At 50.3% G+C, this 23730-nt stretch carries 21 protein-coding genes; 19 read left to right on the top strand and 2 right to left on the bottom strand.

Annotation, left to right across the window (positions count from 1 at the left end; translation table 11 throughout):
* Positions 1-720: IS982 family transposase (locus DXA87_RS01590; protein ID WP_242998001.1), on the bottom strand; the 720-nt coding region annotated here is incomplete at its 3' end.
* Between the two features lie 144 nt (positions 721-864).
* On the opposite strand from DXA87_RS01590, the gene ychF reads away from it, so the two are divergent.
* From ychF to sigE, 17 genes are all read left to right on the top strand, one after another.
* Positions 865-1962: a redox-regulated ATPase YchF gene (ychF, locus tag DXA87_RS01585; protein ID WP_117503065.1), complete on the top strand. Its 1098-nt coding sequence runs from the start codon at positions 865-867 to the stop codon at positions 1960-1962.
* 237 nt (positions 1963-2199) lie between these two features.
* Positions 2200-3075, top strand: coding sequence for a prolipoprotein diacylglyceryl transferase (lgt, locus tag DXA87_RS01580; RefSeq protein ID WP_117503064.1), 876 nt, complete (start codon positions 2200-2202; stop codon positions 3073-3075).
* A 1-nt stretch (position 3076) separates the two neighbouring features.
* Positions 3077-3229: an aspartyl-phosphate phosphatase Spo0E family protein gene (locus DXA87_RS01575; RefSeq protein WP_015555058.1), complete on the top strand. Its 153-nt coding sequence runs from the start codon at positions 3077-3079 to the stop codon at positions 3227-3229.
* Positions 3230-3627: 398 nt separating this feature from the next.
* Positions 3628-4053, top strand: a complete 426-nt coding sequence (gene mraZ / locus DXA87_RS01570; RefSeq protein ID WP_015555057.1) for a division/cell wall cluster transcriptional repressor MraZ — start codon at positions 3628-3630, stop codon at positions 4051-4053.
* The gene (rsmH, locus tag DXA87_RS01565; RefSeq protein ID WP_015555056.1) at positions 4050-4985 is read left to right on the top strand and encodes a 16S rRNA (cytosine(1402)-N(4))-methyltransferase RsmH; all 936 of its coding nucleotides are present in this window, start codon (positions 4050-4052) and stop codon (positions 4983-4985) included. Before mraZ ends, rsmH begins: the two co-directional genes overlap by 4 nt.
* Before the next feature lie 137 nt (positions 4986-5122).
* On the top strand, positions 5123-5614 hold the full coding sequence (locus tag DXA87_RS01560) for a septum formation initiator family protein (RefSeq protein ID WP_117470938.1): 492 nt from the start codon (positions 5123-5125) through the stop codon (positions 5612-5614).
* On the top strand, positions 5592-7766 hold the full coding sequence (locus DXA87_RS01555) for a penicillin-binding transpeptidase domain-containing protein (protein WP_117470937.1): 2175 nt from the start codon (positions 5592-5594) through the stop codon (positions 7764-7766). The genes DXA87_RS01560 and DXA87_RS01555 overlap by 23 nt, the downstream gene beginning before the upstream one ends.
* A gap of 178 nt (positions 7767-7944) precedes the next feature.
* Complete coding sequence (locus tag DXA87_RS01550) at positions 7945-8622, top strand: YkgJ family cysteine cluster protein (RefSeq protein WP_117503063.1); 678 nt, start codon at positions 7945-7947, stop codon at positions 8620-8622.
* 72 nt (positions 8623-8694) lie between these two features.
* Entirely contained in the window at positions 8695-10428 is a 1734-nt protein-coding gene (locus DXA87_RS01545; protein WP_117484199.1) for a penicillin-binding transpeptidase domain-containing protein, read from the top strand.
* 258 nt (positions 10429-10686) lie between these two features.
* Positions 10687-11655, top strand: a complete 969-nt coding sequence (mraY, locus tag DXA87_RS01540; RefSeq protein ID WP_117470952.1) for a phospho-N-acetylmuramoyl-pentapeptide-transferase — start codon at positions 10687-10689, stop codon at positions 11653-11655.
* A 79-nt stretch (positions 11656-11734) separates the two neighbouring features.
* Positions 11735-13081: a UDP-N-acetylmuramoyl-L-alanine--D-glutamate ligase gene (murD, locus tag DXA87_RS01535; protein WP_117484198.1), complete on the top strand. Its 1347-nt coding sequence runs from the start codon at positions 11735-11737 to the stop codon at positions 13079-13081.
* A gap of 12 nt (positions 13082-13093) precedes the next feature.
* Complete coding sequence (locus tag DXA87_RS01530; RefSeq protein WP_343220844.1) at positions 13094-14506, top strand: putative peptidoglycan glycosyltransferase FtsW; 1413 nt, start codon at positions 13094-13096, stop codon at positions 14504-14506.
* Positions 14507-14568: 62 nt separating this feature from the next.
* The gene (murA, locus tag DXA87_RS01525) at positions 14569-15831 is read left to right on the top strand and encodes a UDP-N-acetylglucosamine 1-carboxyvinyltransferase (RefSeq protein WP_242990596.1); all 1263 of its coding nucleotides are present in this window, start codon (positions 14569-14571) and stop codon (positions 15829-15831) included.
* A gap of 119 nt (positions 15832-15950) precedes the next feature.
* Positions 15951-16766, top strand: coding sequence for a cell division protein FtsQ (locus DXA87_RS01520; protein WP_347473007.1), 816 nt, complete (start codon positions 15951-15953; stop codon positions 16764-16766).
* Positions 16767-16984: 218 nt separating this feature from the next.
* Entirely contained in the window at positions 16985-18181 is a 1197-nt protein-coding gene (ftsZ, locus tag DXA87_RS01515) for a cell division protein FtsZ (protein ID WP_117470932.1), read from the top strand.
* 414 nt (positions 18182-18595) lie between these two features.
* Positions 18596-19504: a sigma-E processing peptidase SpoIIGA gene (locus DXA87_RS01510; RefSeq protein ID WP_158552989.1), complete on the top strand. Its 909-nt coding sequence runs from the start codon at positions 18596-18598 to the stop codon at positions 19502-19504.
* Positions 19505-19579: 75 nt separating this feature from the next.
* Positions 19580-20320 (top strand): RNA polymerase sporulation sigma factor SigE, encoded by a 741-nt coding sequence (gene sigE, locus DXA87_RS01505; RefSeq protein WP_117470930.1) that lies wholly within the window; start codon positions 19580-19582, stop codon positions 20318-20320.
* A gap of 60 nt (positions 20321-20380) precedes the next feature.
* On the opposite strand, the gene DXA87_RS01500 is transcribed toward sigE, so the two are convergent.
* Complete coding sequence (locus DXA87_RS01500; RefSeq protein ID WP_117503061.1) at positions 20381-21094, bottom strand: hypothetical protein; 714 nt, start codon at positions 21092-21094, stop codon at positions 20381-20383.
* A 289-nt stretch (positions 21095-21383) separates the two neighbouring features.
* On the opposite strand from DXA87_RS01500, the gene DXA87_RS01495 reads away from it, so the two are divergent.
* The gene (locus DXA87_RS01495; RefSeq protein ID WP_015555045.1) at positions 21384-22268 is read left to right on the top strand and encodes a DegV family protein; all 885 of its coding nucleotides are present in this window, start codon (positions 21384-21386) and stop codon (positions 22266-22268) included.
* Positions 22255-23727: an ATP-binding protein gene (locus DXA87_RS01490; RefSeq protein WP_015555044.1), complete on the top strand. Its 1473-nt coding sequence runs from the start codon at positions 22255-22257 to the stop codon at positions 23725-23727. Before DXA87_RS01495 ends, DXA87_RS01490 begins: the two co-directional genes overlap by 14 nt.
* Positions 23728-23730 lie beyond the last annotated feature (3 nt).

Genomic DNA, 23730 nt, shown 5'->3' with positions numbered 1-23730 from the left:
TTTTGGCCAGTTTTCTTTACTGTTGGAACGCTTGAGTGCAAAAAGACAGATCGTTTGTTCCTGCATTTCCTGCATGAGTTTTTCGCCAACATATCCTTTATCTGCTAAAATTGTAATATTTGAACAATTATCCACCAGATCCCGTAATCCTTCACGGTCATCTGTGGATGCCGGCGTAATCTCAAATGCAGTAATGTAACCTTCTAATGTGACCAGGGCATGCACTTTATAGCCGAAGTAAGTTTCCTTTTTAGAAGGGCACTTTCCGTAATCAGCACCCTGGCTGCGAAATGTTTTGCAGTATCGTGCACGTCCAAATTTGCAGACTGCAAGCGGAAAACTATCAATAATGCAATAAGAACTGACCGGAACCGGAAAAACAGAGAGCATCTTTTGTCTTAATAATTCGGTTGTCTGCATCAGAGCACGCCTCGTTCTGTTAAAACGACTTCTGCTGCAAAGCTTCGGAAAAAGATGTCTGTAATTCTTTTTCACGAAAGAAAACCAGGCATTTTCAGAATCAACGCCAAGCAACTCACCACAAAGACTAATGGTAATGATTTCCGAATCAGATAGTTTTGCATCTAAAACATGCCGTCGCTTGGCAACCTCAGGAAGTGCAAACTGATGATACAATTCGTCAATAATAACGTAAGTGGTTAAAATAAAGTCTTCAAAAGTTGCAATAACAGTGGTATTATTATTTTGGAACTTCAACATAATGATGCCTCCTTTCGTTGTATTGCCTACAAATAGGATAGCACATTTTGTTGAAGTTTCTTTATATTATTTTATCTAGCACAACAGGTTAAATTATGTAAAAACCATATTTTTGCGTATAAAGGTTTAGAAAGGAAAATTACCATGAAACTTGGCATTGTCGGCCTGCCGAACGTAGGTAAAAGTACATTATTCAACTCTTTGACAAAGGCGGGCGCTGAATCCGCAAACTATCCGTTCTGTACCATCGACCCGAACGTGGGCGTTGTTCCGGTACCGGATTTCCGCTTGAAGCTCTTATCGGATCTTTACAACTCCGAGAAGATCACACCGGCTGTGATCGAGTTCGTAGATATCGCAGGTCTCGTAAAGGGTGCATCCAAAGGTGAGGGACTTGGAAACCAGTTCCTCGCGAATATCCGTGAGGTAGACGCTATCGTTCACGTTGTCCGCTGCTTCGAGGACCCGAACGTTATCCATGTAGACGGAAGCGTTGATCCGCTCCGCGACATCGAGACTATCAACTTAGAGCTGATCTTCTCCGATATCGAGGTCATCGACCGCCGGATCGCGAAGATGGGCAAGGGCGCAGCTTCCAACAAGGCACTTGCGAAGGAATTAAATATCTTAAAGGCTGTGAAGGAACACCTCGAGAACGGCAAGCTTGCAAAGAGCTTTGAGTGTGAGGACGATGAGGAGCAGGCATTTGTTGCTTCCTTAGATCTCCTTACCTGGAAACCGGTGATCTTCGCTGCGAACGTCGGTGAGGATGATCTTGCCGATGACGGCGCTTCCAATCCGCATGTACAGGCTGTCCGCAAGTTCGCTTCTGAGAACGACAGCGAAGTGTTTGTTGTGTGCGCGCAGATCGAGGAGGAGATCTCCGAGTTAGATGACGATGAGAAAAAGATGTTCTTAGATGACCTTGGTTTAAAGGAGTCCGGACTTGACAAGCTGATCGCGGCAAGCTACCGTCTCCTCGGTCTTATCAGCTACCTGACAGCAGGAGAGAAGGAGACACGTGCATGGACCATCAAGGTCGGCACAAAAGCACCGCAGGCAGCAGGAAAGATCCACACCGATTTCGAGCGCGGATTTATCAAGGCAGAGGTTGTAAACTACAAGGATCTCTTAGACTGCGGTTCCTACATCGGAGCGAAGGAAAAAGGACTTGTCCGCATGGAAGGTAAGGACTACGTGATGAAGGACGGAGATGTCGTTCTTTTCCGGTTCAATGTATAATTTCTCCTGAAGATCTGATAGAATAAGGAATATAAAAGTCATGGAGTGTATCAGTTAAACACCATTCCATGGCTTTTCTTTTGTTTTAGGACAGATTCCTGGCGGTTCCTGTTTGAGCAAGACGTGAACGGCAGTTCATGTCGAATAAACACGAGGACTGTCAAGCGAATCTGTTTGCTTTTTGCCGCTTTTCGGAGTAAAATATAATTCACCAAAGAAAAAAGGAGAACAGAATCAATGTCAGGAGCAGATGTAAGCTTCGTTCACCTGGGGATCTCGATTCCCCACATGGTGAAGAGCTTTTCAATCGGAGGAATATCCTTTGCGTACTACGGACTGATCATCGGGATCGGCATGATCTTAGGACTCTGTGTTGCCCAGTCCGATGCGAAGCGCAGGGGACAGAATCCAGATATTTACCTTGATTTCGCACTTTACGGAATTATCTTTTCCATCATCGGAGCGCGGATCTACTATGTTTTCTTCCAGTGGGCCTACTACAAGGACCACCTGATGGAGATCGTGAACTTGAGGAAAGGCGGACTTGCGATCTACGGCGGAGTGATCGCCGGAATCCTGACGCTGCTTGTCTTTACAAAGAAACGCCACCTTTCCTTTTTGTCCATGGCAGACAGCGCATGCCTTGGACTTATAACCGGACAAATGATCGGACGATGGGGTAACTTTATCAACTGCGAGGCCTTCGGCCGCTACACAGACTGCCTGTTTGCCATGCGGATCAGACGTAGCATTGTGAATGAGAGCATGATCTCACAAAATCTCCTTGACCATCTGATCCTGGACAATGGAATCGAGTACATTCAGGTCCATCCGACGTTCCTCTACGAGTCCCTCTGGAACTTCGGTCTCCTGATGTTCATGCTCTGGTTCCGCAAGCGGAAAATGTTCACAGGGGAAATGCTTTGTATCTATCTGGCCGGGTATGGAATCGGAAGAGCGTGGATCGAAGGATTGAGAACGGATTCTCTCCTGATACCGGGTACCCAGATCGCGGTATCCCAGGCATTGTCTGTTGTGCTGGCGACCGTCTCTCTTGTGATCCTTATTTACAACAGGAGAAAGGCTTTCGTCCAGGGAAAGGAAGCAAACTGATATGGAGAGCAGGGAAGAATTGGTAAATCAGATCGAGGAGGCGAGAAAACGATTGAACGGAAGTATTGATGGAAAGGAGTCCTACGATCTGATCTACCGATACAGTGTGGAACTTGACCGGCTGATCGAACAGTATATGGACGCGGGATACTAGGGGGGCCGCAGTACATAAAAATCGAATATACTCCAGATAAAATGCGGAAAAGCTGCCTGAAAGGCGGCTTTTTCGCGTTTTATAGGAAGATTTCCATAAAATGGCACCTTGTTTGTTACTGTACACGGGTAGGAATTTTCTGAACTGAAAATTCCGTACAATACAGTGGTGGTAGTGGATTTTGCCGATTCGGAATGCGAAGCATCGGCATAATCAGTTACTGTTTGCGCAAGGCGTGAACAGTGACCCTTGTTTTGTACATGAAAAAATGAAAAATTCCTTGCTATTTTAAAGTAAATGTACTAAGATTACATTAGAAGTGGTGGAAAGTGGATAAAAGTGGTTTAAAATGGTGGATCAGTGGATTACGATGGACCACATAATCACAGGAGTGAGTAATGTTCATTGGAGAGTACAGTCATACAATCGATGCAAAAGGCCGTCTGATTGTCCCTTCCAAATTCCGTGAGCAGCTGGGCGATGAGTTCGTTGTTACAAAGGGATTGGATGGGTGTCTCTTCGTGTACGAAAATTCTGAGTGGAAATCTTTTGAGGAAAAGCTCCACGCGCTTCCTCTTACGAATGCTAATGCCAGAAAGTTTTCGAGATTTTTCCTGGCTGGTGCCTGTGCCTGTGAGGTGGACAGGCAGGGAAGGATCCTGATCCCTTCTGTTTTAAGAGAATTCGCGAAGCTGGAAAAAGACGTCGTCTTAGTCGGCGTCGGAAGCCGGATTGAGATCTGGAACAAGGCGGTCTGGAACGAGAAGAATGTCTACGATGACATGGAAGAAATTGCAGAAAATATGGAAGGTCTTGGCATATGATTTTTGAACATAAATCAGTCCTGCTGATGGAAACCGTCGACAGCCTGAATGTAAAACCGGATGGGATCTACGTGGACGGGACTTTAGGCGGAGGCGGACATGCATACGAAGTATCCCGGCGACTCGGCGAAAAGGGCCGCCTGATCGGAATCGATCAGGACGCGGACGCGATCGCGGCGGCGACAGAACGTCTTCTCCCATTTAAAGATAAAGTAACGATCGTGAGAAGCAACTACAAGAATATCCGGGAAGTGCTCTTTAACCTTGGAATTGAAAAGGTGGATGGCATTTATCTGGATCTTGGTGTGTCTTCATACCAGCTGGATACGGCGGACCGTGGATTCTCTTACAGAGAGGATGCCCCGCTGGATATGAGAATGGATCAGAGAAACGACAAGACCGCGGCGGATATCGTAAACGGCTACAGCGAGATGGAGCTGTATAGAATTATCCGCGATTACGGCGAGGATCGTTTCGCAAAGAATATCGCGAAGCACATCGTCAGAGAGAGGGAGATCCACCCAATCGAGACGACACTGCAGCTCGCAGAGATCATCCGCGGCGCGATCCCGGCAAAGATCCGTGCTGAGGGCGGACATCCGGCAAAACGGACATTTCAGGCGATCCGCATTGAATTAAACCACGAGCTGGATGTGTTAAACGATTCCATCGACACAATGATCGACCTCTTAAATCCGGGTGGACGTTTATCGATCATTACGTTCCACTCTCTGGAGGACCGCATCGTGAAGACGAGATTCCGCACAAATGAAAATCCGTGTATCTGCCCTCCGGATTTCCCGGTATGCGTATGCGGAAGAAAGAGCAAAGGCCGCGTTGTGACGAGAAAACCGATCGTTCCATCAGATGAGGAACTGGAAGAGAACAGAAGATCAAAGAGTTCGAAACTGAGGGTGTTCGAGAGAAGCTGAGAGCCCCCAAGTACAGAAAAAGCAGAAAGTTTATGGTAAATGTTCAGCAGATCTGCATGTTCCTGAAATCGACAACAGGGGAACATGAGCAGAACGGCACTGGACTGTTGCATATATATTAGAAAGGAAGTGATGGTATGGCAGCAAGGAGACGGAAAAGAGCCCCGCAGACCGAAGAATATGTAGAGGGAAATACTGTCCGTAAAGTCGAGCGTGTTCCCCGGTACGAGGAGCAGGAAAGAGGACATCAGCAGAAGCGGAATGTATCCCATACCGTTACAGTTCGGAGAAATCAGGAAAAAGCGCTTCAGATGAATCTTTTTTCCGTATTGTTGCTGACAGTGGCGGTGATCTGCACACTGTATATCTGTGTGAGCTATTTAAAGCTTCAGTCTTCCGTCACAGCGAGACTCAATCATATTGAGAGTCTGGAGGAGAGTATTGAAAAACTGAAAGGGGATAACGACGCTCTTCTCACAAGGATCAACACGTCGGTGGACCTGGATTATGTGTATAAGGTAGCGACTGAGGAACTGGGAATGGTTTATGCCAATAAGGACCAGGTCCGCTTATACAATAAGACGGAAAGCGAGTATGTAAGACAGTATGAAGACATCCCGGAACGGTAATAATAAGAAAGTTTTTACCATGAGTATGAAAGAAAAGCTGGCGGTTACGGTTCTCGTAACGACGCTGGCTTTGTTTGGTCTTGTCGTTGTTTTATACCGGATGATCAAGGATAAAAACGAGGACTACACCCAGATCGTATTGAACCAGCATTCCTCCTACGACAGCCGGACGATCCCGTACCGCCGCGGCGATATCGTGGACAGGAACGGAACATATCTGGCTACCAGTGAGAAGGTCTACAACCTGATCCTGGATCCGAACCAGATCAACCAGGATAAAGAGAACTACCTGGAACCGACGGTGTCCGCACTCTGTGAGGTATTCGGATACGACAGGGCAGATATTCTGGCGACGATCTCCGCCAATGAAAATTCCTACTATGTGCCTTATGAGAAACAGATCTCCGCAGACAAGAAGGAAGAATTTGAGACAAAAAAGAAAGAGCTGAATGATGCCTACGCGAAGTCAAAGGAAGACAGTGGAAAGAAGATCAAGGGCGTCTGGTTTGAGGATGAGTACCGGAGATTTTATCCGTATAATACCCTGGCCTGCAACGTGGTGGGATTCTCCTACGATAACGGAAAGCAGGGAAGTGGCGGAATTGAGCAGTATTACAATGACCAGCTCACCGGAACAAACGGAAGAGAGTATGGATACCTGGATGACGAGTCCAACATGGAGAAGGTCATTAAATCCGCTGAGAACGGAAATACCATCGTCTCCACCATCGATGTGAATATCCAGAGGATCGTGGAAAAGTATATCGACGAATGGATGAGCGGGATCGGAAGCAAGACGGCGGCTGTTATCGCCATGGATCCGAGAAACGGTGAGATCCTTGCCATGTCCTCCAACCGCAGATTTGATCTGAATAATCCGAGAGATCTGAGCTATGCCTATTCTCAGGAAGAGATCACGGCCATGACGGATGAGGGCAGGATGGATGCCTGGAACCAGATGTGGAGAAATTTCTGTGTAAATGATACTTACGAGCCGGGTTCCCCGGCGAAGCCGATGACAGTTGCGGCGGGGCTTGAGGAAGGCGTCATCAGTCAGAATGATACATTTCTCTGCGACGGCGGACAGGATGTTGGCGGCTACAGGATCAAATGTTCCAATATCTATGGACACGGAATCCTGACGTTGGAGCAGTCCTTAATGAAATCCTGCAACGATGCTATGATGCAGATCGCGGCGAAACTCGGAGTACAGCGGTTTGCAAAATATCAGAAATTATTCGGCATGGGTCAGAAGACCGGAATCGATCTTCCGGGAGAGGCATATGGACTGATCTACAATGCGGACAATATGGGCCCGACAGACCTTGCGGTAAACTCCTTCGGACAGAGCTATAACAGCACGATGATCCAGATGGCGGCGGCATTCGCCTCTGTCATCAACGGCGGTTCCTACTATGAGCCCCATGTGGTAAAGCAGATCTTAAATGATCAGGGTTCTGTTGTGAAGAAAATAGAGCCGAATCTGGTGCGGGAGACGGTTTCCCAGTCCACCAGCGACTTTATCAGGCATGCGCTGTTTATGACCGTTGACGATGAGGAAGGAACCGGTAAGGCGGGACGGGTTGCCGGATACAAGGTCGGCGGAAAGACGGGAACGGCGGAGAAGCTTCCGCGTTCCGCCCACAACTATCTCGTATCCTTCTGTGGATTTGCGCCGGCGGATGACCCGCAGCTTCTTATGTACGTGGTCATCGATACCCCGAATCTTCCGGGCAAAGAGCAGGCGCACAGCACTTTCGCCACAGAGGTTTTCCAGAAGATCATGGCGGAAGCGCTTCCATACTTAAATGTATTCCCGGATACGGATACGACGACGGAGGACGCAAGTCTTGCGGATCAGAATGAGGGGATCACGAATAACAACGAGGGTGGACTGGAGCCTGGAACCGGCGAGACCGCGGCGGAGACTGAGGCACCGACGGATGCGGAAGGAAATGTGATTCAGACAGAGCCTGCGCCGGAGGAAGAAGTGATTCCGTATGATGACGGTCTTGGACTTCCGGATGATATGCCGTCCGACGGATCGGGATCCGCGGCGGAGAGTGCGGGCGAAGCCCAGAGTATGGAATCGGTTCAGGAGACTGAGACCATGAAGAATGGAGCGGAGGAGACAACGCAGACCGCGCAGTGATCTGCTGACAGTTTAGCCATGTAGTGATTTATATTTGTGCAGAAAAATGTGCTGCAAGCTTGCTTGCATAAGCGTTTTCCTGCACAAATTAGTATATAGGGTGGCTGTTGCCATACATTTGGAAGAAGATGCCGGTGAGTACTGAACAATTACATATGGGGAATAATAGGAGAAGATCATGAAGAGAGAGATGGATATGGCGGAGGTTTCCGACGGAAAACTCTATGGCCTGGATGATATGGTGAAGGCGGACTGCGCAGGGTGTGAGGGCTGCCATGCCTGCTGTACCGGGATGGGAACCTCCGTGGTTCTCGATCCTTTTGACGCGTACCGCATGACGGCGGGGACAGGGAAGACCTTTGAGACGCTTCTCGCGGGACCTCTGGAACTTAATGTGGTGGATGGGATCATTCTCCCGAACCTCAAGATGGCGGGGGAGGAGGAGGCCTGTTCCTTTTTAGACCAGAATGGACGCTGCAGGATTCATGCGTACCGCCCAGGGATCTGCCGGCTGTTTCCGCTTGGAAGAATTTATGGGGACGGCGGTTTTAAGTATTTTTTGCAGGTTTACGAGTGCGCGAAGGAGACCAGGACCAAGGTAAAGGTTAAAAAATGGATCGATATGCCGGAGCCGAAGCGGTATGATGAGTTTGTCTGTACCTGGCATTACTTTTTAAAGGATCTGGAGCGGGTGATCGGAAAAGACACCTCCGGACAGGCGGCGAAGACCGTGAGTCTTTATCTTATGAAACAGTTTTATCTGATTCCTTATAATAAGGAAGAGGAATTCTATCCGCAGTTTGAGGAGAGAATGGCCGGGGCGAAGAGGGCGCTGGCTGGATTTCTTGCAATGTAATAAAATCCGTGCATGAGGAAACGGGAAGTCCCGTATATTAATTACCAAGACTTTTAAGATGAAGGTTTTGACATGGCGGAATTTCTGACACATCACAGAAAGAAGCTTTTTATCGTTTTTTTAATCTCGGTGCTTCTGATGGTGGGGCTGTGCGCCCAGCTGGGATTCCTGATGATCGCGAGGTCGGACCACTACAGCAAGATGGCGGATGAGCTCCACAAGAGGGAGCGGACCATCAAGGCTGCCCGGGGCGAGATCGTGGATCGGAATGGCACTGTGATCGCCGCGAACCGGACGGTCTGCACCGTGTCCGTGATCCACAATCAGGTGACGGAGCCGGAGAAGGTGATCCGGGAGCTGGTGCGGATCCTGGAGCTTCCGGAGCCGGAGGTCCGGAAAAAGGTAGAAAAGTGGTCTTCCAGGGAGATCATCCGGACAAATGTGGAGAAGTCGGTGGGGGACCAGATCATGAATCTCGGACTCTCCGGTGTGAAGGTCGATGAGGATTATAAGAGATATTATCCTTACGGAAGTCTCGCATCAAAGGTCCTGGGATTCACCGGAGCGGACAATCAGGGGATCATCGGCCTGGAGGTCATGTACGAGAGGTACTTAAAGGGCAGGGATGGTCTGATACTGACGACCTCCGACGCGAAGGGCACGGAACTCCAGAATGCCGCGGAGGAGCGGGTGGAGCCGGTGCCCGGAAATACCCTGACCGTGAGCCTGGATGTGAACATCCAGAAGTACGCGGAGCAGGCGGCGTACCAGGTCATGGAGAAAAAAGGTGCGAAGGCGGTCTCCGTGATCGTCATGAATCCCCGGAATGGGGAGATCTACGCTATGGTAAATGTCCCGGAGTTTGATCTGAACGACCCGTTCACGCTGAATGTGGAAAGCGGCGGACTCACTGGGACGGAGCTTCAGGACGCGAGAAATAAGATGTGGCGGAATCGCTGCATCAACGATACCTACGAGCCCGGCTCCACATTTAAGATCATCACCGCCGCAGCAGGGCTGGAGGCGGGAGTGGTCCATCTGGATGACAGGTTCTCCTGCCCGGGCTTCCGGATCGTGGAAGACCGGAAGATCCGCTGCCATAAGATCGGTGGACATGGAGGAGAGACATTTTTACAGGGAGCCATGAACTCCTGTAACCCGGTGTTTATCGACGTTGGCGCGCGACTTGGCGTGGATTCGTTCTATCATTATTTCGAACAGTTTGGGCTTCTCGGAAAGACCGGGATCGATCTGCCCGGCGAGGCAGCGACGATCATGCACAAGAAGGAAAATATGGGACTTGTGGAGCTCGCCACCGTCTCCTTTGGACAGTCCTTTCAGATCACGCCGATCCAGCTCATCACGACGGCGTCCTCCATCATAAACGGGGGCAGGCGGATCACGCCCCACTTTGCGATGAATGTGGAGAGCACGGATGGGACATATTACCAGAAGTTTTCCTATCCGGAGCGGATGGGAGTCGTGTCGGAAGCTACCAGCGAGACCATGCGGTATATTTTAGAGCAGGTAGTGGCGGAAGGAAGCGGAAAGCGGGCGAAGCTTCCAGGTTACCGGGTCGGCGGAAAGACGGCGACATCGGAGAAGCTGCCGAGAAGCTTAAAGAAATATATTTCTTCTTTTTTAGGATTTGCGCCCGCCGATGATCCCCAGGTCATCGCGCTGATCACTATCGACGAGCCGGTGGGGATCTATTACGGCGGAACCATCGCGGCACCGGTGGTGGCTGATATTTTTTCGAATATTCTTCCGTATCTGGATATCACGTCGGTTTCGGAGACGGATTAATATTGAACCGCTCTGCGCTTTGTGCGTATGTGAGCACAGATGGCAGGAGAAATTCAGGTCTTTTGGCCTTTGTATCAAATGTTCTGATTGATTATTGGGAAAAAAGGACGTATACTATTTACGCTATGAAATGTTGTCAGGCGGCAGCTGTGGGAGCGCCGAAGGCGCGGAACAGCTGAATTTCATGGTGCTGTCGGAAGACGGCATGTCAATTTACATAGGAAGTATGAGGTGCAGCAGGAAAATATGAGGTTCAGCATGGTAAATGAGACAATTCTGGCGATCATTATCGCCTTCGCAATCAGCGCAGCGCTCTGCCCGGTGATCATTCCATTTCTTCACCGGCTGAAATTCGGACAGCAGGTCCGCGATGACGGTCCGCAGAGCCATTTAAAGAAACAGGGAACACCGACGATGGGAGGACTCATCATCCTCACGGCGATCGTGATCACATCCTTATTTTACATTAAGAGCTATCCGCGGATCATCCCGATCCTCTTCGTGACGGTGGGATTCGGAATCATCGGTTTTCTGGATGACTACATCAAGATCGTCATGAAGCGTTCGGAAGGTTTAAACCCGATCCAGAAGCTCATCGGTCAGTTCATCATCACGGGGATTTTCACCTACTATCTGATGACTTCCGGAGAAGTGGGAACAGGAATGCTGATCCCTTTCACTGGCGGATTTGAAAATGGATATTATCTGAATCTCGGCTGGCTGTTTATTCCGGCGGTATTCTTTATCGTTCTCGGAACCGACAACGGTGTAAACTTTACAGACGGTCTTGACGGTCTCTGCACAAGTGTTACGATCCTTGTGGCGACATTCTTCACCGTGGTTGCCATCGGAGAAAACAGCGGGATCAGCCCGATCACAGGTGCCGTTGTGGGAAGTCTGTTAGGCTTTTTACTGTTCAACGTATATCCGGCGAAGGTGTTCATGGGAGACACGGGTTCCCTGGCCCTCGGCGGTTTCGTGGCATCCAGCGCGTTCATGATGCAGATGCCGATCTTTATCGCCGTCGTTGGCCTGATCTACCTGGTGGAGGTCCTCTCCGTCATCATTCAGGTCACATACTTTAAAAAGACTGGCGGGAAGAGAATCTTCAAGATGGCTCCGATCCACCACCATTTCGAGCTTTGCGGATGGTCCGAGACGAGAGTTGTCGCAGTATTTTCGATCGTTACGGCGATCCTTTGCCTGGTTGCCTACATGGGATTATAATTAGGGTAAATGTTCAGACATGCGCAGGAAAATAGCAGGCTGAGCGGTCATTCATTACGAGTATATAGGAGGAGAAACCATGTCACAGAAAGTATTAGTTGCAGGAACGGGAATCAGCGGTATTTCTGCCGCAAAGCTTCTGCTTGCCCAGGGCGGCGAAGTGGTTCTTTATGATGGAAATGAGAAGCTTTCCGAAGAGAAGCTGAAAGCAAAATTTGATGAGGGTGCGAAGGTGACGATCGTTCTCGGTGAACTGAAGAAGACAGACCTTATGGGTGTGGAGTTATGCGTCATCAGCCCTGGTATTCCGCTTGAGTCACCGTTCGTTGCGGTGATCGACGAGGCGAAGATCCCGATCTGGAGTGAAATCGAGCTTGCTTACCACTGCTCAAAGGGAAAACTTGCGGCTATCACAGGTACAAACGGAAAGACAACAACGACAGCCCTCACAGGCGAGATCATGAGAAAGTTCTATAAGAGCGTATTCGTAGTAGGAAACATCGGTGATCCGTACACCGCTCACGCTCTTGAAACCACAGACGAGTCCGTTACCGTCGCGGAGGTTTCCAGCTTCCAGCTTGAGACCATCATGGATTTCCATCCGAATGTGTCCGCGATCACAAACATCACTCCGGACCATCTGGACCGCCATAAGACCATGGAGTGCTATATTCAGGTCAAAGAGGGGATCACAAGAAACCAGACAGAGGAAGATACCTGCGTATTAAACTACGAGGATCCGGTCCTCAGAGAATTCGGAAAGACCTTAAAGTGCAAGGTCCTCTACTTCAGCAGCAAGGAGAAGCTCGACGAGGGCATCTTCATGGACGGAGATTTCATCGTTTACCGCCATGATGGAAAGAACGAGAAGGTCCTCGATGTCAACGAGTTAAACATCATCGGAAGACATAACCACGAGAACGTGATGACAGCCGTTGCCATCGCGATCCATTTAGGCGTCCCGATGGATATGATCCGCGAGGCATGCAGGGAGTTCAAGGCTGTAGAGCACAGGATCGAGTATGTAAGAGAGCGTTTCGGCGTTACTTATTATAATGACTCCAAGGGAACAAACCCGGATGCGGCGATCCAGGCCATCAAGGCGATGCCGGGACCGACACTTTTAATCGCAGGCGGATATGACAAGCATTCCGAGTATGACGAGTGGATCGAGAACTTTGACGGAAAAGTCCGCTATCTCGTCCTCATTGGCCAGACAAGAGATAAGATCGCTGAGTGCGCAAAGAAACATGGTATCACGGATATCATGTACGCGGAAGACATGCAGGAGGCCGTTCAGGTATGCGCTTCTTACGCGAATGCAGGCGATTATGTGCTGCTCTCTCCGGCATGCGCAAGCTGGGGAATGTTCAAGAACTTTGAGGAGCGCGGACGAATCTTTAAGGAATGCGTCAACGCGCTGTAATGGAGGCTTAGCGTGGCTCGAAAGAAAGTTCGAAAAGCCGGCGGCAGGGCACAGGCGCAGAGACAGCAGGTACATCGTCAGCAGATGCAGAGACAGCAGATGCAGAGACAGCAGATGTCCGGAGAACAGTTGGAGCGTCAGCAGATTGAAAGAGAGCGGGCGAAACGCCAGCAGGAGGGACAGCGAAGAGAGCAGCTTCTGATGCAGCAGCGCCGTGAGATGCAGCAGAGACAGGAAATGCTGCGGCAGCAGCAGATGTACGGGGCTCCTGTACAGGAAGAGGGAAAACGGAAAAAGAAAGCACGCCGTTTTTACGACTATGACCTCTTAGTGGTCATTATCTTCCTTACGGTATTCGGACTGATCATGATCTACAGTTCCAGCGCCTACAATGCCCAGGTGAGCAGGCAGCCGTCCAACTACTACATGGTGCGTCAGGGACAGATCGCCGTGGCTGGATTCATCCTGATGCTGATCATTTCAAAGATCGACTATCACTTCTTGGCGAAGTTTACTGTTCCGGCAGTAGTGGTATCCTATATCTGCGAGATCCTTGTAACATTTACACCACTGGGAATCGCGGTTAACGGCAAGAAAAGATGGCTGGGAACAAGATCCCTGCGTTTCCAGCCTGCAGAGCTTGTAAAGATCGTGGTGATCCTGCTTCTGGCCGTGCTCATCACGAGACTTGGAAAGCAGATCAATGAATGGCGGGTGTGGGGAATGATCGCGGTCCTCATCGGACCTCTGGCACTTCTCGTCACCATGAACAACTTAAGCTCCGGTATCATCATCTGCGGAATCGCTTTCGTCATGATGTTTATCGCGTGCAAGAGAAAATGGCCATTTATTGCGACGGTGGCGCTTGGAATCACTGTCATCGTCTTCGCGCCGCCTGTGGCCATCGCCCTCGAGAAGGCGGGAATCCTCCATTCCTACCAGCTGAGCCGAATCCTGGTGTGGAAAAACCCGGAGGCGTATCCGAAGTCCGGTGGATATCAGGTCCTTCAGGGACTGTACGCCATCGGTTCCGGCGGCCTTCTCGGAAAGGGACTGGGACAGAGTATCCAGAAGTTAAGCTTCCTTCCGGAGCCGCAGAACGATATGATCTTCGCGGTGATCTGTGAGGAGCTGGGACTTTTCGGCGCGGTAGCCGTGATATTCATGTTCCTGTTCATGCTGTACAGATTTTTAGTCATCGCCGGAAATGCGCCGGATCTATTTGGTGCAATGCTGGTGACAGGTGTTCTGGCACATATCGCGATCCAGGTCGTCTTGAACATTGCCGTTGTTACGAATGTGATTCCGAACACGGGAATCACGCTTCCGTTTATCAGTTACGGGGGTACGTCGGTGCTGTTTTTGATGATTGAGATGGGAATGGTACTAAGTGTGTCCAACCAGATCAGGCTGGAACAGCAGTAACATAATTGATACTCTTGCATATACTGTTTTATAGCGGCATATGCGGGGGAATCGGTTTGCAGGTGTTTAAAGTTCAGGGGCTTAAGCCTCTGCATGGAAAAATAAAAGTCCAGGGTGCAAAAAACGCGGTGCTGCCCATGATGGCGGTGAGTCTTTTGACAGAGGGAAGAACCGAGATACGGAATGTTCCGAGAATTTCGGACGTGTTCCTCATGGCGGAGATCTTAAGGGACCTTGGGTGTCAGGTGATGTTTCAGGACGATGTCCTGGAGATCGATGCCTCCGGGCTTTCTGGAACGGTGATCTCCGAGAAGACGGTGGGGAAGATGCGGTCTTCCAGCCTGCTTTTGGGACCGCTGTTATCCAGGGCCGGGGAGGTGACGACCTGGTATCCGGGCGGCTGTGTGATCGGAAAACGTCCGATCGATTTTCACCTGGATGTGCTCCGGGCAATGGGAGCAGAGATACTTGATGATGGCGGAATGCTGATTGCAAAAGCGAAAAAGCTTTGTGGAACAACATTCCGTTTTCCATATCCCAGTGTCGGGGCGACGGAGAACGCGTTGATGGCTGCCGCTCTGGCATCCGGCACGACAAAGCTCCTAAACTGTGCCAGGGAGCCGGAGATCGTGGAACTCTGCAGCTTCCTGCGTTCTATGGGAGCAAAGATATCCGGGGAGCGCACCGGGACTATCACGGTGGATGGGGTGGAAAAGCTCTTTCCGACGGATCATGTGACGGCAGGAGACAGAATCTGTGCGGGGACATACCTGGCGGCGGCAGCGGCAGCCGGCGGGGAGATCGAGATCACCGGTGTGGATCCGGTGGTTCTGGTAGAACCGTTAAAGGCACTCCGAAAAATGGGAGCCGGGATCCGGATATCCGGGGCGACCGGACCGAAAGCCAGGATCGGTATGGTGATGGAACGGCGTCCGGCCGGGGTCGAGATCGACACCGGGCCATACCCGGGATTTCCGACGGATCTTCAGTCTGTCTTTCTCGCCGTGGAGGCAGCGGGAAGCGGGGAGAGCCGGTTTAAAGAGACCGTGTATGAGGCACGGTTTGAGGCGGCGATGCGGCTTGCAGCCTTTGGGGCCGACGTATCGCTCCATAAAGATACAGCCATAATAAGAGGAAGATATCCTCTTGTTCCGGGGATTGCGGAGACGCCGGATCTTCGCGGCGGGGCGGCGCTTCTAGTGGCGGCCCTGGCGGCGGACGGACTCAGTGTGATCTCGGACAGTGGACATTTAAAGCGCGGGTACGAGGATATCGGAAGAGATTTGAGAAAGCTTGGGGCAGACATAGAGGAAGATGAGCTGTGATGATCGTGGCAATGGATTTTTTGCTCCAGACCAGAGTCTTCCGGTGATCAGTGTGTCGGGTGCGCGGGTCCCAATGATGTTACGTGAGAACAAGTGATCAGATAACAGGTGAAGAGAAAATGTTATTTAGAAGAAGAGGTCTTGGATTTGGAAGACGCGGCTTCAATTTCCATTTCGGGAGAAGAAGCAGCAACGGATTTGGAATGTACAACAGGAGAGGAGGAAGAAAGACGGGGATCATCATTGGAGTGATCATGGCGATTCTCGTCATTCTTCTCGTTCTTGTCTTTTCGATACGGATCAAGGATGTGGAAGTGAGCGGAAATAAGCAGTATACGAAGGAACAGATCGAGTCGCTCTTATTTGACGGCAAGTGGTCCAGAAATTCCGCGTTCTGCTATTATCAGAACCGGTTTAAGGAGCACAAGTCCATTCCGTTTATCGAGGAATATAAGATCAATTTCAAGAGCCCCACAAAGGTGGAGGTCGTTGTGTTTGAGAAGAGCGTTGTGGGCTGCGTCTCCTACATGAGCAGCTACATGTACTTCGATAAGGATGGAATCATTGTGGAGAGCTCTTCCGAGCAGCTTCCGGGCGTTCCGGTGATCACTGGTCTCGAGTTCGGACATATCGTCCTGCACCAGCCGCTTCCGGTGGCGGATCAGGATATTTTCGGCGAGATCTTAAACCTGACCCAGGTGCTGAATGTCAGCGATATCCAGGTGGACAAGATCAACTATAACAGCTACAATGAGGCGGAGCTTGTGATGGGGGACATCACGGTGGAGCTTGGAAATTCGGATAGCCTTGACGGAAAGATCGCGGAGCTTCACGATATCATGACGGAGCTCACAGGACTTTCGGGTACGCTGTATCTGGATACCTATGACGAGACGAATTCCAGCCCGACGTACCGTTTTGTGAAGAAGAATTAGAGTAACGATTCATCAGGTCTGCGCACTTGCTGCGCTGACCGTAAGAAAGCTTAGGCCGGGGACAGCGGAAAATCAGTGTTTTTTTCAAAAAAACCATAAATTTAAGGTTGATATTTTTCAAAAAATCAAATATGATATATGTTAGATTAACTTGGGATTTTTATGACCATGCTAATACAGATGTAATAGATTGATAGATATTAAAGGAGGAGACATTCTTGTTAGAGATTAAGATAAACGAGGCAGAGAATGCCGCAAGAATTCTTGTGATCGGTGTCGGCGGTGCCGGAAATAACGCGGTAAACCGCATGGTAGAAGAAAATATTATGGGCGTTGAGTTTATCGGTATCAACACAGATAAACAGGCGCTTCAGTTCTGTAAAGCTCCGACTGCCATGCAGATCGGTGAGAAGCTCACAAAGGGACTCGGCGCAGGCGCAAAGCCGGAGATCGGCGAGAAGGCAGCTGAGGAGAGCCAGGAGGAGATCTCCCAGGCACTTAAGGGCGCAGATATGGTATTCGTTACCTGTGGTATGGGAGGCGGAACCGGTACCGGTGCAGCTCCGGTGATCGCTCAGATCGCAAAAGACATGGGAATTCTTACAGTCGGCGTTGTAACAAAGCCGTTCCGCTTCGAAGCCAGACAGAGAATGAACAACGCGTTAAAGGGAATCGAGAACTTAAAGAACGCAGTGGATACTCTGATCGTGATCCCAAACGACCGTCTCCTTGAGATCGTTGACAGACGGACAACCATGCCGGATGCATTAAAGAAAGCCGATGAGGTTCTTCTCCAGGCAGTACAGGGAATCACAGACCTGATCAATGTTCCGGGTCTTATCAACCTTGACTTCGCTGATGTTCAGACTGTTATGACAGATAAGGGCATCGCTCATATCGGTATTGGTAAGGCGAAGGGCGACGAGAAGGCACTTGAGGCTGTTAAGCAGGCTGTATCCAGCCCGCTTCTTGAGACAACCATCGAGGGTGCTTCCCACGTTATCATCAACATTTCCGGCGACATCAGCCTGATCGAGGCAAACGAGGCTGCTGGCTATGTTCAGGAGCTTGCAGGCGATGACGCTAACATCATCTTCGGCGCTATGTACGATGAGAATGCGGAGGACGAGGTAACGATCACAGTTATCGCTACAGGCCTTGACGCACACGGTGCAAACACACCGGTTGAGCGCGCAATGAAGGATTTCACAAACTACAAGACAAAGGTACCGGCTCAGCAGGCCCCGGTTCAGAGAACTGCTCCGTCCGTAAAGACTCCGTCTGAGGCAGCAGCTACAACAGAGACTTCCGCACCGAAGTACAACATCCCGACTGGAAATGCCCCGGTTTACCGTCCGGCACAGCGCGGCGAGACCCAGATCAATATCCCGGATTTCTTAAAGAACCGCAGATAAGATTCTGAGGACGGACAAGCCGTATTGGAATTTAATTTATGAACATATTGAGACCTGGAAGAGAGAAATCTTTTCCAGGTCTTTTTGTGTAATAGGAAATTCCGAGGAATTCCCTATTACACAAAAGGCACTAACGTGCCAATGATGCGCACTCGCGCGAAATATTTCTGAAATTTCACCGCAGATCGCGACAAAAATTGTCCAGATCTGCTCTCTTTTTGTTCTTCTTTTTTCGTGTATTCCGCAAATGTCTGCGGAAATCTCTGATCTTCATGAAAAAACAGGAGAGATTCTGTTAAAACGACCCGATGGGTTTTCAAATTTCTCGTCCCTGCTTTGACAAATTCTGGAGAGAAAGACAGGTATACTATGGGAAAACATCAGAAAGGGATGCCAGGGAAAGGAGGAAGTCCGGTGGAGTATGATTGGTACGCCGATCTCTTTTTTCTGGAGGAGGTGTACCGGGATGTTTTGATCTTATGGCTGGCGGCGGTGCTTATGAGAAGGCGGGCAGAGGCCTTGAGACTTCTGGGCGCCGGGATCGCCGGGGGACTCTGCAGTACTGGAAGCGTTTATCTGGAACTTATGGGAAGATGTCCTGCAGGCGGACAGCCGGTATTCGCTGGGATATGGGAAGTTTGGAAACTGCTGGTGACAGGATTTTTGATGATCTGGATCGCTTTTCCGGGAAAACAGACCATGCGCCAGGAGAAAAGGAATGCTTCTGCAGATAGAGGAGATTCCTGGATGAAAGTTTTGAAGTGGCGCGGGAAGGAACTGGGAGTCCTGGTCTTATCCGCAGGGATTTTGCAGAGTGGGCTGGCGATTCTGCGGGAGCGGTGTTTTCTTACAGGCTGGAAAAGTCTGATGTTTATGGGATTTTTCTGTATGGGAGTTCGTTTCTTGGCGGTAGCTCTTGTGAGGCGGCCGATGATCGGGAAAACACGGTATCAGGTCCGTCTTTTCTTAAATGAAAAGTCGAAGGAGTTCACGGCGATGGCGGATTCAGGGAATCGGCTCGTGGAGCCTGTGACGGGAAAGCCGGTGAGCATTATCGCGGCGGCGGATGCGAAAGAGTTCTTAGGCGAGAAGGCGGGAGTCCTTATGATCCCATACCGGGCTGTCGGAACGGAAAATGGAATGCTGCCGGGAGTTCTCTTTGACCGGATGGAGGTCATGTCCGAAGAGTGCGGGAGTATCCGGATCGAGCGTCCGATCGTGGCGATTTCGAAGGAACCTCTGTTTTTCGGGAAGGATTTTACGATGATACTGCCGGAGTGTCTGGTGTCAGGGGAAAATGTGCCTGTGGCAATAGGGGATTGACATGAAGTCTGAACGACGATGTGTGAAAAAATAACTGTGAAGGTGACTAACAGTTAGAAAAAGGAGAGAATGAGTATGATTATGAGAATTTCTATGCCAAACCGGTTCCGCCTCAAAAAAGTGATGGGGTTCCGCACGATGATTCGTCCGGAGCGGGGGGAGATCCATTATATTGGAGGTGCGGATATTCTTCCGGCTCCGCTGTCACTGAAGGAGGAGACTGAGGCGTTAAATAAGTTTGGAACCGAAGAGGAGAAAGAGGCAAAGGCAGAGCTGATCGAGCACAATCTCCGCCTGGTTGTCTACATAGCAAAGAAATTTGACAATACCAGCGTTGGCGTAGAGGACCTGATCTCCATCGGGACCATTGGACTCATCAAGGCCATCAACACCTTTAACCCGACGAAAAATATCAAGCTGGCGACCTATGCGTCCAGATGCATTGAGAATGAGATCCTGATGTATCTTCGTAGGACCAGCAAGATGAAGCTTGAGGTTTCCATCGATGAGCCGTTAAACGTGGACTGGGACGGGAATGAGCTTCTGCTGTCGGATATTCTCGGGACGGAGGAGGATGTGATCTATAAAGACATGGAGGATGAGGTGGAAAAAGACCTTCTTAAGAATGCGGTGAGCCGCTTAAGCCCGAGGGAGAGAAAAATCGTGGAGCTGCGCTATGGTCTGAAGCGCCGGGATGGGGCGGAGATGACGCAGAAAGAGGTGGCGGATCTCATGGGGATCTCCCAGTCATATATTTCGAGGTTGGAGAAGAAGATCATGATGAGGCTGAAGAAGGAAATCGTGAAATTTGAATAAGAAAATTAAAAAGACTGCCCGGCTGATGAATCAGGTTCATCGGTCAGACAGTCTTTTAAATTATTCCTGATCGTATAGCTTCGTATACAGCGTCTCACAGAGCGAATCCGCATAGGACTGGTCAGGGATGTCGCGGCCGGTGATGAGGAAATCCTGGATCAGCTCGAAGCGCTTGAGACTCAGTTCCTCGCCGGAGAGGTCCGGGTCTTCCATCAGAAGCTGCTCATCCAGCTCTTTTGCGGAGTAATTCTTTAAGAACCAATCGATGATCTCCTGGGTCTGGCGTTTTTCATCGTCGGCTTCCACCTTTAACTCGGCAGCGCGCTTCCTTGAGGAGACTGCAACGACAAAGCTGCCGATGGCGAGAACAACGAGAACGCCCTCAAACATATATTTCTGGAATCCTGCCATTGGGAGATGGAAAATTCCCAGAAGGCAGAGTGCCGCGCCGATGGCAAGTACCCCACCGACTAAGAAGAACGCGGATGCGGAGGAACTCATGTCATCGTAGCGCTGGTCCTTATCCACGTAGGCGTGGACCGGCTCAGAGGCCGGGGAAGACTTCTCGGGTGGATTATCCCCGGAGAACTCCGTATCAGTCCCTTCACCGGAAAACGGATCCATCTCCTGCGCCATGGCGGCAAGCTGTTCTTCCTGTTCCTTCTTTTTCATGGCTTCCGCCACTTCTTTTGATTCCACGAGGGGACCGCCGCAATCGCTGCAGACTTTGATTCCCTCGACAAATTCCATATCGCATTTCGGACAATAAGGCATAATCTGTACCCCCATATTAAAAATACATTGCATATTACGGTCTGCGCTTTCACACTAAGCGCTGCTTTGCGGCTGCCGTAATCCGCTTCGCCGCTCGTGCCAAACATGCGAGCATGTTTTTCACTCACTTACTGCTCAGCATATCATAAATTTTCTATTTCGTCCACAGTTTGGGCAGTTTTGCACTTCCATTTAGGTAGGAAATCGGTTAAAATAGGAGCGAGTCCTGTCCGTATGGAATGGAGAGAAAGAGGGCGGACGAAAGAGAAACAGAAAGGGGCAGTTTTGTATGAAAATTGCAGTTGTAACAGACAGCAACAGCGGAATCACCCAGGCTCAGGCAAAAGAGATGGGAGTTGCGGTTCTGCCAATGCCGTTTATGATAGATGGAGAAACATATTACGAAGATATCACACTGACACGGGAGCAGTTCTACCAGAGATTAAAGGACAATGCTGATATCGCTACCTCCCAGCCCACACCAGATTCCATCCTGAAGATGTGGGACAAGCTCTTAAAAGAGTATGACCAGATCATCCATATCCCGATGTCCTCCGGACTTTCCGGATCCTGCTCCACAGCGATGATGCTGGCGGGAGAGGATGAGTACGAGGGAAAAGTGTTCGTCGTTGACAATCGACGGATCTCCGTGACCCAGTATCAGTCTGTAAAGGACGCGCAGATGCTGGCAGCTATGGGGATGGACGGAACGCAGATCAAGAAGCGCCTGGAGGAGACTGCGGCTGATTCCGTCATCTTCATCACCGTCGATACCTTAAAATACCTGAAAAAGGGCGGCCGGATCACACCGGCTGCAGCGGCTCTCGGCACACTTTTAAAAATCAAGCCAGTGCTGATCATTTTAGGTGAAAAGCTTGATTCCTTCGCGAAAGCCCGTACCATGAAGCAGGCAAAGACCATGATGATGAACGCGATCCAGAAAGAGCTGGACGGGAGGCTTCACGACAGTGAGTGCAGAAACTGCCATCTGGCAATCGCCCACACCGACAACGAGGAAGCAGCGCTGGAGTTTAAGAAAGAGGTCGAAGAGCGCTTCCCGAATGCTGATGTATACATGGCACCGCTTTCCTTAAGCATCGCGTGCCATATCGGACCGGGCAGCCTTGCTGTGACGGCAACGAGAAAGATGGAAGAGGAACATGAGAAAAATTAGGGAAAGGATCCGGAAAATTTACCGGAAGCATACGCCGAGCGTCAAGGTTCCCCTGATCATCCTGATGGTGATGTTCTGTATGATCCCGCTTCTCGTGGAGAGCCGGATCCTTGCCAGTTCCTCAAGACAGAGCCAGGTGGAGCGCCGGATCATTGATGTCCAGAACCAGTGTCAGATCCTGAGCAATAAGATGTCAAGAACTGGATATCTCACAAACTCGGTGGTGGACAACGCCGCCATCGATACGGAGCTCTCCCTGCTCTCGGATATCTTCAGCGGACGGATCCTGATCGTAAACTCCGGGTTTAAGATCGTAGAGGATACGTTTTCTCTCTCGAAGGGAAAGACATTGATTTCCAATGAGGTGATCAGGTGCTTCCAGGGTGAGAATACGAGCCGGTATGACAGCCTGAAACACTATTTCGTCCTGGCAATCCCAATTCCGGAGTTTGAGCAGGAGACGGGAACCATCACAACGGGAAAGACTGCGGGCGTGATGATCGTGACAGCGTCGACGGAGAGCATGTACAGTCTGGAGGACAGTCTGAATGATAAGGCATCCCTGTACGAGATGATGATCTTCGTGATCCTGCTGATCCTTGCGGTCCTCTCGGTCCATTTTATCATGAAGCCCTTTGGAAGCCTGATCGCGTCGATCCGGCGTGTAGGTGAGGGAAACCTGGATGAGGATGTCAATGAGGAGGCGTACCGGGAGACAAAGCAGATCTCCGAGACCATCAATAAAACCCTGGAGAAGCTGAAGGCCGTGGACCAGTCGAGACAGGAGTTTGTTTCCAATGTCTCCCATGAGCTCAAGACTCCGATCACGTCGATCCGTGTCCTTGCGGATTCCCTGATGGGAATGGAGGACACGCCGAAGGAACTTTACCAGGAATTCATGCACGATATCTCCGATGAGATCGACCGTGAGAGTAAGATCATCGACGATCTTCTGACTCTGGTCCGCATGGACAAGGCGTCCTCGGGACTTTCCTGCAGCCAGGTCCAGATCAACGGACTGATCGAGATGGTCTTAAAACGCCTGCGTCCCATCGCCAGAAAGCGGAATATCGAGCTGATCTTCGAGAGTAAGCGCGATGTCTCAGCGGATATTGACGAGGTGAAATTCTCCCTGGCGGTGAATAACCTGGTGGAGAATGCGGTCAAATATAATAAGGAAGACGGATGGGTCCGGGTCACACTGGATGCCGACCACAAGTTCTTCTATTTAAAGGTTGCGGATTCCGGAATCGGTATTCCTGCGGAGTTTAAGGAGCGCGTGTTCGAACGCTTCTACCGCGTGGACAAGGCGAGATCCAGGGAGACCGGCGGAACAGGGCTTGGACTTGCGATCACGAAAAGTGTGGTCCTGATGCATCACGGCGCGATCCGTGTGGACAGTGTCGAGGGCGAGGGAAGTACCTTTATGGTGCGGATCCCGTTGATCTATATTCCGTAGGAG

The organism is Desulfotomaculum sp. OF05-3, from assembly GCF_003435535.1.
Taxonomy (GTDB): domain Bacteria; phylum Bacillota; class Clostridia; order Lachnospirales; family Lachnospiraceae; genus Pilosibacter; species Pilosibacter fragilis.
This window is presented reverse-complemented; position numbering and strand designations above follow the sequence as displayed.

Coding starts and splice junctions, on each gene's coding strand:
- mraY (WP_117470952.1), top strand. CDS start 10,687: ATGGTAAATGAGACAATTCTGGCGATCATTATCGCCTTCGCAATCAGC.
- DXA87_RS01545 (WP_117484199.1), top strand. CDS start 8,695: ATGGCGGAATTTCTGACACATCACAGAAAGAAGCTTTTTATCGTTTTT.
- DXA87_RS01490 (WP_015555044.1), top strand. CDS start 22,255: ATGAGAAAAATTAGGGAAAGGATCCGGAAAATTTACCGGAAGCATACG.
- DXA87_RS01495 (WP_015555045.1), top strand. CDS start 21,384: ATGAAAATTGCAGTTGTAACAGACAGCAACAGCGGAATCACCCAGGCT.
- DXA87_RS01500 (WP_117503061.1), bottom strand. CDS start 21,094: ATGCCTTATTGTCCGAAATGCGATATGGAATTTGTCGAGGGAATCAAA.
- DXA87_RS01555 (WP_117470937.1), top strand. CDS start 5,592: ATGAAGACATCCCGGAACGGTAATAATAAGAAAGTTTTTACCATGAGT.
- mraZ (WP_015555057.1), top strand. CDS start 3,628: ATGTTCATTGGAGAGTACAGTCATACAATCGATGCAAAAGGCCGTCTG.
- DXA87_RS01520 (WP_347473007.1), top strand. CDS start 15,951: ATGTTATTTAGAAGAAGAGGTCTTGGATTTGGAAGACGCGGCTTCAAT.
- murD (WP_117484198.1), top strand. CDS start 11,735: ATGTCACAGAAAGTATTAGTTGCAGGAACGGGAATCAGCGGTATTTCT.
- DXA87_RS01550 (WP_117503063.1), top strand. CDS start 7,945: ATGAAGAGAGAGATGGATATGGCGGAGGTTTCCGACGGAAAACTCTAT.
- sigE (WP_117470930.1), top strand. CDS start 19,580: ATGATTATGAGAATTTCTATGCCAAACCGGTTCCGCCTCAAAAAAGTG.
- DXA87_RS01575 (WP_015555058.1), top strand. CDS start 3,077: ATGGAGAGCAGGGAAGAATTGGTAAATCAGATCGAGGAGGCGAGAAAA.
- ychF (WP_117503065.1), top strand. CDS start 865: ATGAAACTTGGCATTGTCGGCCTGCCGAACGTAGGTAAAAGTACATTA.
- DXA87_RS01560 (WP_117470938.1), top strand. CDS start 5,123: ATGGCAGCAAGGAGACGGAAAAGAGCCCCGCAGACCGAAGAATATGTA.
- lgt (WP_117503064.1), top strand. CDS start 2,200: ATGTCAGGAGCAGATGTAAGCTTCGTTCACCTGGGGATCTCGATTCCC.
- rsmH (WP_015555056.1), top strand. CDS start 4,050: ATGATTTTTGAACATAAATCAGTCCTGCTGATGGAAACCGTCGACAGC.